This is a genomic window from Vulcanococcus limneticus LL, assembly GCF_943369875.1.
GTDB lineage: Bacteria > Cyanobacteriota > Cyanobacteriia > PCC-6307 > Cyanobiaceae > Vulcanococcus > Vulcanococcus limneticus_A.
Genome location: NZ_CALROT020000012.1, coordinates 22,390 through 33,169, shown reverse-complemented (window position 1 = coordinate 33,169; position 10,780 = coordinate 22,390). Strand labels below are relative to the sequence as shown.

The window sequence follows — 10,780 nt, the reverse complement described above, 5'->3', positions numbered from 1 at the left end:
CCGCGAGGCACCTTGTCCCTGCCGCTGCGCTGCTGCCTGCTGAGCGGTGGGGAGAGCCGGCGCATGGGGCGCGACAAGGCCCTGCTGCCCCATCCCAGCGGGGGCACCTGGCTGGAGCGCAGCCTGGCGCTGCTGGCGGAACTCGGGGCACCCGTGACCCTGCTGAGCCGCCACCGGGCCCACGGCGCCCTCGCCCGGGCCTGGGCGGACCGGAGCCTGGGCGGGACCCGCGCCTGCATCGGTGCCGAGCCGGGGGCGACGGCCCTGGAGGTCCTGCAGGAGCCTGCGCCGTGGCAGGGGCCACTGCTGGCCCTGGCGCGGCTGATGGAGCGCTACCCGAACGAACGCCTGCTGCTCTGCCCGGTGGACATGCCCTGGCTGGACATCGCCACCCTCGCGGATCTGCGGGCGGCAGCCACGGCGGATCCGGCCCGGATCCACACCGCCCACGACGGCCGCCGCCTGCAGCCGCTGCTGGGCCTTTACCCCGCCGATGGGCAGCACCGCCGGTCGCTGGCGGCCTTCACAGCCGCCGGGGGCCGCAGCCTGCAGCGCTGGCTGGCTGGCGTCGGCCACACCCCGGTGCCCCTGCCCGCCGGTCCCCTGCGCAACGCCAACCGCCCGGAGGATCTGACGGATCTGGTGGCGCCGGACGGTGGGCCGCTGCCGGATCGACAACGGCCCGAACCCACGGCCTAGCCTCCGTCCATGGCTGCTCCATCCACGGCCTTTCCGCCTCTGGATCGCCACGGCCGCCCCCCGGGGGTGCTGCGCCTCTCGCTGACGGCGCGCTGCAACCTGGCCTGCCCCTACTGCCTGCCGGACGATCGGGATCCCCCTGGGCTGCTCAGCACCGCCGAGCGGGTGGCGCTGGTGACGGCCGCGGTGGGGCTGGGGGTCCACAGTCTGCGGCTGACGGGCGGCGAGCCGCTGCTGCATCCCCGGCTGGAGGAGCTGATCGCGGCACTGCGACCGCTGCGGGAGGCGGGCGGGCTGCGGGAGATCGCCCTCACCAGCAACGGCAGCCTGCTCAGCGCCGCGCGGGCCCGGGCCCTGCGGGCCGCCGGCCTGGACCGGATCACCCTCAGCCTGGACGGGGCCGACGGGGCCAGCGTGGCGCGGATGGCGGGACTGGAGGCAGCGGCCCCCGGCCCGGGCGAGACGCTTCTGGCCCGGGTGCTGGCGGCCATCGAGCACGCCCGTGCCGCCGGCTTCGATCCGGCCGCCGGCCAGCTCAAGCTCAACAGCGTGATCGCCCGTGGCCGCAACGACGACCAGCTGCTGCCCCTGGCGGCCCTGGCCCGGGAGCGCGGACTGGAGCTGCGCCTGATCGAGTTCATGGACGTGGGCAGCCGCAACGGCTGGAGCCCGGAGCAGGTGCTGCCGGCGGCCGAGATGGTGCGCCGCATCGGCGCGCGCTGGCCCCTGGAGCCCCTGGGCCGCCCCAGCCACGGCACCGCCAGCCGCTGGCGCTACTGCGACGGCGGCGACCCCGAGGGCCAGGCGAGGGGGCCTGGCGGCAGCCAGCTGGCGGTGGTGGCCTCGATCAGCGCCCCCTTCTGCGGCGACTGCAACCGCCTGCGCATCACCGCCGACGGCGTGGTCTACACCTGCCTGTTCGCCGCCAGCGGCACGGACCTCAAGCCTGTCCTGCGCGGCGGCGCGGCGGGCCCGGACACCGCGGACCTGAGCCAGGCCCTGTCCGCCCTGTGGCGCCGGCGCGACGACCGCTACAGCGAGGAGCGCAGTGCCGCCCTTGCGGGCGGGGCCGGCCCTGGTTCCGCCAGCCCCCAGCCCCACGCCGAGATGGCCTACCTGGGGGGGTGAGGGACCCGATCGGGGGCTGGCGTGGTCCCAGAGGGCGTAGGCGCGGTCGCCGCAGACGCCCCGTTCGGTCACCAGGGCCTGCACCCGTCCCGCCACCGGCTCGCCCATGGCCTCCGCCAGCCAGGAACCGGACACGCTGCTGATCGGCGCATTCAACCGCCGGCGACACCCGGCTGACGCTCGCCGGGACCAGCCCTACAGCCAGTGGTGGGGGTAGGGCAGCGCGCCCCTCACCCAGCGGCTGAAAGCCCAGGCCAGCAGCACCAGCAACAGCGAGCCGCTGAGCACCGGAAACACCACAAAGGGCAGCTTCGCCCCGAGGAACACCCCCAGAAAGGCCAGGCCACCGGCGGGCGGATGCAGACAGCGCAGGAGCTGCCCCAGCAGGATCGTGAGTCCCACCACCAGGGCGATCACCAGCGGCCCACGGCCCCCCAGCGCCACCGCCGCCACCGCCAGCAGCGCGCCGACGGTGTTGCCCAGCACGATGTTGCGGGGCTGGGCCAGGGGGCTGGCGGGGTAGCCGAACAGCAGCACACTCGAGGCACCCAGGGGCGCCGCGATCAGCAGCTTGCCGCTCCAGGCGCTGAGCAGGCTCAGCAGGCTGATGGCCACCAGGGCCCCAAGCCAGGTGACTCCCACCTGATGGGCTCGGAAGCGCGGCTGATAGGCCCGGCCACGGCGGCGTTGGCGCCGCAGCAGCACCCCAAGACGGCGCCAGCCCAGGCTCGTCGTCATGGCACAGCGGGCCGGTCGGGGGACTCCGTGAGCCGCGGCAGCAGCTGCACCAGGTTGCAGGGGCGGGTGCCGGCATCGAGCTGGGCGCGGATCAGCCGATCCCAGGCGGTGGACACGGCATCGAGGGAGCCTGGAAGCACAAAGATCACCGTGCCGTTGGCCACGCCGGCCAGGCAGCGACTCTGCAGCGTGCTGGTGCCGATCGTCTCGAAGGAGAGCACGCGGAACAACTCCCCGAAGCCCTCGATCGTCTTGTCGAGCAGGGGCGCCACGGCCTCGGGGGTGCCATCGCGGCCGGTGAGGCCGGTGCCGCCGGTGCTGAGCACCACCTGCACGGCGGCATCGGCGATCCACTGGCTCACCACGGCGCGGATGGCGTAGCGGTTGTCGGGCACGATGGCGCGCGCCGCGAGCCGATGGCCCGCGGCCGTGAGCCGTTCCAGCAGGGCGTCGCCGGAGGGATCGTCGCTGGTGGGGTCGGCGCTGCGCCGGTCCGACACGGTGAGCAGAGCGATGGCGAGGCTCATGCAGGCACCGCCTCCACCACGCTGGTCGGCGAAGGGGTGGGGTGGATGGCGGCCAGCCGCAGACCCGCCCGCTCCAGGAGCCGGGCGTACTCCTCGGGGGTGCGTTCGCGGCCGCCCTCGGTCATCACGAGCATGTTGAGATCGAGCAGCTTGCTCGGCGATGGATCGTTGCCGGGGGGGAGCACCTGCTCCAGGATCAGCACCCGGCCGCCAGGGGGGAGGGCCTCTCGGATCAGCCGCAGGATGGTGAGGCAGGCGTCATCGTCCCAGTCGTGGAGGATGTGCTTGAGCAGATAGGCATCGCCACCGGACGGCACGGCCTCAAAGAAGTTGCCACCCTCCACGCTCAGACGGCCCTGCAGGTCGGGCGGCACCGTCGCGGACGCCACCACCGCCGGCTGATCCACGAGGGTGCCGCGCAGGTGACCGTGGCGGCGCAGAACCGCCTGGAGCAGCGCGCCGTGGCCGCCGCCCAGATCGACCAGGTGCGTGATCCCCTCGAAGCCATAGACGGCCAGCAACGCCTCGATCTCCACGCGGGAGAAGTCGGTCATGGCGCCATCGAAGATCGCGCCCCGCTCGGGGTTCTGGGCATACCAGGCGAAGACCGGCTCGCCGTAGCGGTGGGGGAAGGCGTTCTCGCCCGTGCGCACGCTGTGGAGCAGATCGCCCCAGGCCTCGTAGTGCTCGCCGCCGAGCATGCGCACGAACTGGCGCTGGGAGCCAGGGTGGTCGGAGCGCAGCAGCTCGGCCAGCGGGGTGAGCGCGAACCGGCGCGGAGCTGTTTCTGTGAACACGCCGAGGCTGGCCAGGCCCCGCAGCAGGCGGAACAGGCTGTCGGGATCGGCACCGACGGCGGGCGCCAGCTCCTCCACCGAGCGCTCACCCGCCACCAGCTGGTCGGCCAGCCCGAGCTCAGCCGCCACGTGGAGCATCTGCGTCACCCAGTTGCCGGTGGCGAGCTGGAGGAACTGGGAGGTGGTGAGGTCCATACCGATCGAGCCACGCCTGGGGAGGTCTACACCGATTCGCCCAAGCGGGCACGCGGGAGCAGGGCAGATCGCCAACGCCGAGGCTGAGGGGTCAGGGGCGCGCGGCGGGCCGTCCTGGCGTGGTGCGCCTGGCGCTGGCCATGAAGGGTGGGCCGGATCTGTGCTTGCATCCAGCGGCGAGCCCTGCCCACTGACGGCACCCGCACCGATGACCCTCACCCCCGCCAGCCCCCCCGCGACGGCCCCGCCCAACTGGGTGGACAACGGCAACCCCCTGGGCTGGGCGATCGACCGGCTGCTGGCGATCGAGCCCCTGCGCCGGCTGCTGTTCCTGCAGGCCCGCCAGCTGATCATCCGCACCGCGGAACAGCGGGGCATCGCCTGGCGCGCCCGCCGCGAGCAGCTCCAGCACCAGGCCGAACCCCTGTTGGCGGCCAGCACCAACCCCGCCACCGAGATCCCCGCCTACTACCGCGCCCGCTTCCACGCCTACCAGCAGGGCAACCTCTGCTGGGCCGCCGCCTGCGAGGCCGAGCAGGCCACCGATTCGATGGCCCTGCGGGTGTGGCCCGAGGAGTCGCTGGCGCCGGCCGAGGCCCAGACGCGCCTGCGCACGGCGATCGTTGCCGCGATCGAACCCAGCCTGAGCGGCCCCGTGCACGACGCCCTCGACGTGGGCTGCTCGGTGGGGGTGGGCACCCTGGCCCTCAAGGACTGGCTCGATGGCCGTGAGGGCCGGGACGTGGCCGTGAGCGGCCTGGATCTCTCCCCCGAGATGCTGGCGGTGGCCCGGGTGCGCGACGCGGAGGGGCGCATCCGCGCCTGGCACCACGCCGCCGCCGAGGCCAGCGGGCTGCCATCAACGAGCTTTGACCTGATCACCCTGCAGTTCGTGTGCCACGAGCTGCCCAGCGATGCCACCCGCGCCATCCTGCGCGAGATGGCCCGGCTGCTGCGCCCCGGCGGCGTGCTGGCCCTGGTGGACCAGGACCCCGACTCGGAAGTGATCCGCCGCCTGCCGGCCCCGATCGCCACCCTGCTCAAGAGCACCGAGCCCTACCTGGAGGCCTACTTCCGCCTCGACCTGCCCGCCGCCCTGGCGGAGGCCGGCTTCCACGGGGTGCAGCGCGAGGCCTGCGACCCGCGCCACCGCGTGCTGGTGGCGACGCGATGAGCGGGGCGATCGGGACAGCCCATGGGGCAGAGGCCGGCCTGACGATCCAGGTGCGCCTGTTCGCCAGCCTGCGGGAACGGGCCGGCTGGGCCGCGCGCCCGCTGGCCCTGGCGGCGGGGAGCACACCGGAGCGGATCTGGCGGGAGCTGGGGCTGGGTGAGGGCGCCATCCCGACCACAGTGCGGGTGGCCGTAAACCAGGCCTTCGCCAGCCCGCACCAGGCCCTGGCCCCCGGCGACGAACTGGCCTTCCTGCCGCCGATCAGCGGTGGCTGAGGCGCGTCCGATCCCGGTGGAGGTGCAGCTGCACGCCGGGCCCTTCGATCCCCTGGCGCTGCTGGCCGGGGGGCCAGGCGGCGGCCAGCCGGGCGGGTGGTGCGGCGCCCTGGGGCTGGAGGTCCCGGCGGCCGAGGCCTACTTCGTCGGCCGGGTGCGGGGCACGGCGGCCACTGGCGGGCCGCTGGAGGCCCTGGAGCTGGAGCACTACCCCGGCATGACCGAGCGCCAGCTGCAGGCCCTGGCCCAGGCCTGCGCCGCCCGCCATGGCGTGGCCGCCGTGCTGGTGGCCCACCGGGTGGGCCGGGCCCGGCCCGGCGAGGCCCTGGTGCTGGTGGCCGTGGCCGCCGACCGCCGCGGCCCGGCCCAGCGCTGCGGCGCCGAGCTGCTGGAGGCCCTCAAGCACGAGGCCCCCTTCTGGAAGCGCGAGTGGAGCGGCGGCGTGGGCACCTGGGTGGAGGGCAACACGCCACTGGGGTGAGGGCCCCGCCTCACGGCTGAACCCATGGCCCGCCGTTGGCATCCGCCGCAGAGCCCCGCCACCGACCATCAGACGATCGGCAGCCGCAGCAGCTGGGCCCAGAGCGCGCTGCCCGCCGCCAGGCTGCCCGCCTCGGCCGGGATCTCCAGCAGCAGGTCGGCGCCCTGGAGGGAGCCGATGCGGGAGGAGGCCTGGCTGCCCTCCACCAGGGCCAGCAGTTCCCCCTCCGGCCCCACCTGCAGGCGGGCCCGGGCCAGCTCGGGCCGCCCCGGGCCGCGCTTCAGATCCGCCGCCAGGCACACCTTCAGCCGCGGCAGCAGCTGGGGCTCGGCCCCCTCCAGGGCCTGCAGGGCCGGCCAGAGCAGCTGCAGCGCCGTGATCGCCGCCGCCACCGGATTGCCCGGCAGGCCGAAGAAGGGCCTGCCGCCCAGCTCACCGAAGGCGAAGGGCCGACCGGGCTTGAGGAACAGCTTCCAGAAGTCCACGGCACCAAGCTCGGCCAGCAGCGGCCGGATCCAGTCGCTGTCGCCGGCGGACACCCCGCCGGTGCTCACCACCACATCGCAGCGGCCGGCCAGCTCCAGCAGGACCGCCCGCAGGGCTTCGGGGGCATCGCCCACCACCCGCCGCTCGGCCACGGCGTAACCGAGCCGGGCCAGCAGGGCCTCCAGCAGGGTGCCATTGCTCTCCCAGATCTGGCCCGGGCCGCGGGGCTGGCCGGCGGGCACCAGCTCATCGCCGCTCACCAACAGACCGATCCGGGGACGGGGCCGCAGCGCCAGCTCCGCCACGCCGCAGCCGGCCAGCCTGCCCAGGTCGGCCGGGCCCAAGCGCACACCGGCGGGCAGCAGCTCCTGGCCGGCGGCGGCCTCCTCCGCGGCGGCGCGGATCCAGGGGTTGGCGCTGGCCTCCCGAGCCAGGCGGATCTGGGGGGGCGTCGCCTCCACCTCCACCAGCTCTTGGGCCAGCACCCGGGTCGCCCCCTCCGGCAGGGGCGCACCGGTGAGGATCCGGACCGCCTCGCCGGCCTCCAGCCGATCGGGCTCGTCCCCCGGCCCGCCGGCGCGGCGGAAGGGCGCCCCCGGCGCTGAGCGGCCCACCACGGGCCAGGTGTGTCCCAGCTGCGGGACACTCGCCTCCGCGACGGCGTAGCCATCCAGGATCGCGGCGCGGAAGCCCGGCACCGCCGCGCTGGCGCGCACCGGCTTGGCGCTCACCCGCCCCAGGGCCGCGGCCAGCGGCAGGCGCTCGACCGCCTGCGGATCCCGGGCGGCGATGGTCTCCAGAATGCGTCGGCGGGCCTGCTCCAGCGGCAGTCCCTCGGCGGGGAACGGCTCAGACGATCGAGCGGGATCGGCCATGGGACGCTCAGGCACGGGAGCCCACAGCGGCGGGATGGCGCCAGGGGCCGTGGCGTCCCCCCGTCTTCTCCAGCAGCCGCACCGGGCCGATGGTCATGGCCGGATCGGCCGACTTCACCATGTCGTAGAGGGTGAGCAGGCCCACCTGCACGGCCGTGAGCGCCTCCATCTCCACGCCGGTGGGGCCGGTGGTGCGGGCCGCCGCCTCGAGGCGCAGGCCGCTGCCGTCGGCGGCGGGCTCGATGCGCACCTCCAGGCCCGTGAGCGCGATCGGATGGCAGAGGGGGATCAGCTCCCAGGTGCGCTTGGCACCCTGGATCGCCGCCACCCGCGCCACCGCCAGCACGTCGCCCTTGGCGGCCCGGCCCTCCAGCACCAGGGCCAGCACCGCCGGATCCATCGCCAGGAACCCCTCGGCCACGGCGCGGCGGTCGCTGGCGGGCCGGTCGCCCACCTCCACCATGTGCACCTCGCCGCTGGCGTTGAGGTGGCTGAGGCCGGCGCCGGCGGGATCAGGGGGCATCGGCACGGGGAGCGCTGGCCCCATCCTGCTGGCCGGCACCCCGGGTGGGCAGCAGGGCCCGATAGGCGTCGGCCTCCAGGGGACGGCTGAACCAGTAGCCCTGGTAGGTCTGGCAGCCGAGCTCCTGCAGCACCGCCAGCTGGGCCTCGGTCTCGACCCCCTCGGCCAAGGTGGCGAGCCCGAGCCCCTCGCCCATGGCCAGGGCCGTGCGCACGATCATGCGGGCCGACTGGCTGGTCTGCAGGTCGGCCACGAAGCTCTGGTCGATCTTGAGCTTGTGGATCGACAGGCGGTTGAGCACCTCCAGGGAGGAATAGCCGGTGCCGAAATCATCGAGGGCCAGGCGCACGCCGAGGGCCGCCAGGGCCTCCATCTGGGGGATGGCGCCGGCCATCGGCAGGATGCACGACTCGGTGATCTCCAGCTCGAGCAGATCCGCCGGCAGCCGGTAACGGGCCAGCAGCGTGGCGATCTGATCGAGCAGGGGCGGCAGGGTGCACTCGAACTGGCGGGGCGAGAGGTTCACCGCCAGCCGCGGCGGCTGGAGCCCCGCATCGAGCCAGGCCCGCTGCTGGCGGCAGGCCTCCTCCAGCACCCACTGGCCCAGGGGATGAATCAGGCCCGTGCGCTCGGCGATGGCCACGAAGTGGGCGGGTGACACCGGACCATGCACCGGATCGTTCCAGCGCAGCAGGGCTTCGCAGCCCACCAGCCGGCCCTGGGCATCCTGCTGCGGCTGGTAGACGAGGCGCAGGCTGCCGGCCGCGATGGCCTGGCTGAGGCGGGCCTCCAGGGCCATCTCCTGGCGCAGCTCGCTGGTGAAGGCCTGCTCGTAGAGCAGGGCGGTGCCCGGCGCGATCTCCCGGGCCCGGGCGAGGGCCGTGGCGGCCGCCTGCAGCAGGTCCTCCGCCTGGCGGCCGTGGGTGGGGGCCAGGCTGTAGCCGGCGCTGAAGCCGAGCCACATCGCGGCCCCGGCCTCCGGGGCCTCCAGCTGAGCCAGATGGCGGCGCAGGTCCTGCACCACGGCCTCCGCCTGGGCCGGATCCAGCAGCTCGCGGACCACCAGGAACTCATCGCCACCGAGCCGGGCCAGCAGATCGCGGGGGCCGGCCCACTGGCGCAGCCAGTCGGAGACCGTGCGCAGCAGGGCATCGCCGGCGGCGCGTCCGAAGCTGTGGTTCACCCGCCGGAAGCCGTCCAGGTCAAGCCAGAGCACCAGCTGGGCGCGGTCCGGGGCCTCGGCCAGCCGCCGCTCCAGCTCCCGGCGGGTGGCCTCGGCATTGGCCAGACCGGTGAGGGGGTCCCGGAAGGCGAGGTCGGTGAGGTCGGCCACGGCCCGGCGCAGCTCGGTGAGATCGCGGAGCAGCACGCTGCCCACTGCCCCGGACTCCCGCTCCCCCACCCCATCCGTCCGGGGCATGAGCTCCACCCCCACCAGGCGGGGTGTGCCATCGGCTGCCAGCAGCGGCAGCTCGAACTGGCGGGCCTGCCCGGCCAGCAGGGCCCCCCAGTACTGCTCGAAGGCCGGGCGGCCGGCCGGCGCCACGAACTCCACCAGCCGCCGTCCCTCCAGCGTCCCCTCGGGCACGGCCAGGAGGCGATGCAGGGCGGGATTGGCGAACAGCAGGCGGGTGCTGGCATCGAGCTGGCCCAGCCCATCGGCGAGCTGGGCCACCAGCTCCCGGTAGCGCCCCTCGCTGCTGCGCAGCGAGCTGATCAGGGCCGCCTGCACCTGCCGCGCCGCCTCGCTCGACTGCAGCTGCCGCCGCTCACCGATGTCGCGCAGGGCGAGGGTCCAGCGGGGGTCGCCGACGGCGTCCAGGCGGTGGGCCTCGAGCTCGAGCGCTACGGGTCCGCCGCCCTCCGGCGCGAGATCGAGCTCCATGCGCAGCGGATCGCCGCCGGCGAGACCGGCCAGCCGCTGCTCGAACACCAGGGCCTGGCCGGGATTGGGGATCCAGCGCTGCAGGGGCTGGCCATAGAGCGCCGTCTGGGGAACCCCCAGCAGCGCGGCACAGCGGGCATTGGCCTCCAGGATCCGGCCGGCCGGGCCCACGAGCAGCAGCAGATCGCCGCTGAACTGCACCATCTGGCGCAGGTGCGGCAGGGCGTGGACCGCCGCGTCGAGCTCGTGGCGCAGGCGCCGGATCTCGCGCTCCAGACGGCGGGGGTCCTCAGCGGCGGGCGACCCCGGCGCGGTCATCGACAGGCGAGACCGGGCGGCGGCTCATGCAGGGCGCCCTGCACGAAGGCCTCCACGGCCGGCCGGTCCTGCAGGCCCAGATGGCGGGCGCCGGTGGGGGCCAGCATGCAGGGGATGCGGTCGAGCTCCAGGCTCCACCAGCTGGTGATCCGCTGCAGCTGGCCTGGATCGAGGAAGCGCTCGTCATCCCAGGCGAGTCCCGCCTGGGCGAGGCAGTCCGCGAGCTCCTCCGGGGCGGCGATGTTGCGCTTCTGGCGCCAGAAGCGCCGGAAGATGGCCTGGCGCAGGGCCGGCGCCCGCTCGGGATGGTCGGCCTCGATCGCCGCCTGCAGCAGCAGGGCGGTCTGGGAATTCACCCAGACCGGCGGCAGCTGCACCTCCACCTCCGGCGCCCGCCGCTGCACGTCGCTCACCTCGCTGTGCAGGATCGCCACGTCGTCGGGGCGGTTGCTGGCGCTGAGATCCCTGGGGAGGTGGGGCTTGTGCTCCACGCCGACCCAGAACACCCGGCCGGCCAGATCCAGCTCGGTGAGCCACTCGTTGAGGGTGTAGCAGTAGGGGCAATTGAAGTCGGACACCACCACGACCCGGCTGCTGAGAAGCTCCGGGGGGAGGGGTCGCGCAGCTTCCAGGGACGCCACCGCCGGCAGGTCAACACTTAACTATAGGTAGGAAGCAG

12 protein-coding genes are annotated in these 10,780 nt (G+C 74.5%); 5 read left to right on the top strand and 7 right to left on the bottom strand.

From position 1 onward, the window contains the following. The first annotated feature begins 12 nt into the window (after positions 1-12). Both ACLV7J_RS12955 and ACLV7J_RS12950 read left to right on the top strand, forming a co-directional pair. The gene (locus ACLV7J_RS12955; RefSeq protein WP_411869487.1) at positions 13-699 is read left to right on the top strand and encodes a molybdenum cofactor guanylyltransferase; all 687 of its coding nucleotides are present in this window, start codon (positions 13-15) and stop codon (positions 697-699) included. A 9-nt stretch (positions 700-708) separates the two neighbouring features. Beyond that, entirely contained in the window at positions 709-1,827 is a 1,119-nt protein-coding gene (locus ACLV7J_RS12950) for a GTP 3',8-cyclase MoaA (RefSeq protein ID WP_411869486.1), read from the top strand. A 195-nt stretch (positions 1,828-2,022) separates the two neighbouring features. On the opposite strand, the gene ACLV7J_RS12945 is transcribed toward ACLV7J_RS12950, so the two are convergent. Genes ACLV7J_RS12945 through ACLV7J_RS12935 form a run of 3 tightly spaced genes read right to left on the bottom strand, consistent with a single transcriptional unit; the run spans position 2,023 to position 4,084 of the window. Next, positions 2,023-2,565: an HPP family protein gene (locus ACLV7J_RS12945; protein ID WP_411869485.1), complete on the bottom strand. Its 543-nt coding sequence runs from the start codon at positions 2,563-2,565 to the stop codon at positions 2,023-2,025. Next, complete coding sequence (gene moaB, locus ACLV7J_RS12940) at positions 2,562-3,092, bottom strand: molybdenum cofactor biosynthesis protein B (protein WP_411869484.1); 531 nt, start codon at positions 3,090-3,092, stop codon at positions 2,562-2,564. Before moaB ends, ACLV7J_RS12945 begins: the two co-directional genes overlap by 4 nt. Next, complete coding sequence (locus tag ACLV7J_RS12935; protein WP_411869483.1) at positions 3,089-4,084, bottom strand: methyltransferase; 996 nt, start codon at positions 4,082-4,084, stop codon at positions 3,089-3,091. The genes moaB and ACLV7J_RS12935 overlap by 4 nt, the downstream gene beginning before the upstream one ends. Before the next feature lie 208 nt (positions 4,085-4,292). Between ACLV7J_RS12935 and ACLV7J_RS12930 the strand changes: the two genes are divergently transcribed. The 3 genes from ACLV7J_RS12930 to ACLV7J_RS12920 are packed head-to-tail and all read left to right on the top strand — an operon-like array spanning position 4,293 to position 6,014. Further along, positions 4,293-5,258 carry a class I SAM-dependent methyltransferase gene (locus tag ACLV7J_RS12930; RefSeq protein ID WP_411869482.1) on the top strand — a complete coding sequence of 322 codons (966 nt, stop codon included), beginning with the start codon at positions 4,293-4,295 and terminating at the stop codon, positions 5,256-5,258. Continuing rightward, entirely contained in the window at positions 5,255-5,533 is a 279-nt protein-coding gene (locus ACLV7J_RS12925; protein WP_411869481.1) for a MoaD/ThiS family protein, read from the top strand. The genes ACLV7J_RS12930 and ACLV7J_RS12925 overlap by 4 nt, the downstream gene beginning before the upstream one ends. After that, positions 5,526-6,014: a molybdopterin synthase catalytic subunit gene (locus tag ACLV7J_RS12920; protein ID WP_411869480.1), complete on the top strand. Its 489-nt coding sequence runs from the start codon at positions 5,526-5,528 to the stop codon at positions 6,012-6,014. The genes ACLV7J_RS12925 and ACLV7J_RS12920 overlap by 8 nt, the downstream gene beginning before the upstream one ends. A gap of 68 nt (positions 6,015-6,082) precedes the next feature. Here the strand turns inward: ACLV7J_RS12920 and ACLV7J_RS12915 are convergent, their stop codons facing one another. From ACLV7J_RS12915 to ACLV7J_RS12900, 4 genes are read right to left on the bottom strand one after another with little or no spacing between them, the layout of a single operon-like run. Then, entirely contained in the window at positions 6,083-7,375 is a 1,293-nt protein-coding gene (locus ACLV7J_RS12915; protein ID WP_411869534.1) for a molybdopterin molybdotransferase MoeA, read from the bottom strand. Between the two features lie 7 nt (positions 7,376-7,382). Beyond that, on the bottom strand, positions 7,383-7,898 hold the full coding sequence (moaC, locus tag ACLV7J_RS12910; RefSeq protein ID WP_411869479.1) for a cyclic pyranopterin monophosphate synthase MoaC: 516 nt from the start codon (positions 7,896-7,898) through the stop codon (positions 7,383-7,385). After that, positions 7,888-10,101 carry a putative bifunctional diguanylate cyclase/phosphodiesterase gene (locus ACLV7J_RS12905; RefSeq protein WP_411869478.1) on the bottom strand — a complete coding sequence of 738 codons (2,214 nt, stop codon included), beginning with the start codon at positions 10,099-10,101 and terminating at the stop codon, positions 7,888-7,890. Before ACLV7J_RS12905 ends, moaC begins: the two co-directional genes overlap by 11 nt. Next, positions 10,098-10,679, bottom strand: a complete 582-nt coding sequence (locus ACLV7J_RS12900) for a DsbA family protein (protein WP_411869477.1) — start codon at positions 10,677-10,679, stop codon at positions 10,098-10,100. Before ACLV7J_RS12900 ends, ACLV7J_RS12905 begins: the two co-directional genes overlap by 4 nt. Between the last annotated feature and the right edge of the window lie 101 nt (positions 10,680-10,780).

Bases quoted from the DNA above. Each gene is read 5' to 3' on its own strand.
- ACLV7J_RS12950 (WP_411869486.1), top strand. From the start codon at position 709: ATGGCTGCTCCATCCACGGCCTTTCCGCCTCTGGATCGCCACGGCCGC.
- ACLV7J_RS12945 (WP_411869485.1), bottom strand. From the start codon at position 2,565: ATGACGACGAGCCTGGGCTGGCGCCGTCTTGGGGTGCTGCTGCGGCGC.
- moaB (WP_411869484.1), bottom strand. From the start codon at position 3,092: ATGAGCCTCGCCATCGCTCTGCTCACCGTGTCGGACCGGCGCAGCGCC.
- ACLV7J_RS12935 (WP_411869483.1), bottom strand. From the start codon at position 4,084: ATGGACCTCACCACCTCCCAGTTCCTCCAGCTCGCCACCGGCAACTGG.
- ACLV7J_RS12930 (WP_411869482.1), top strand. From the start codon at position 4,293: ATGACCCTCACCCCCGCCAGCCCCCCCGCGACGGCCCCGCCCAACTGG.
- ACLV7J_RS12925 (WP_411869481.1), top strand. From the start codon at position 5,255: ATGAGCGGGGCGATCGGGACAGCCCATGGGGCAGAGGCCGGCCTGACG.
- ACLV7J_RS12915 (WP_411869534.1), bottom strand. From the start codon at position 7,375: ATGGCCGATCCCGCTCGATCGTCTGAGCCGTTCCCCGCCGAGGGACTG.
- moaC (WP_411869479.1), bottom strand. From the start codon at position 7,898: ATGCCCCCTGATCCCGCCGGCGCCGGCCTCAGCCACCTCAACGCCAGC.
- ACLV7J_RS12905 (WP_411869478.1), bottom strand. From the start codon at position 10,101: ATGACCGCGCCGGGGTCGCCCGCCGCTGAGGACCCCCGCCGTCTGGAG.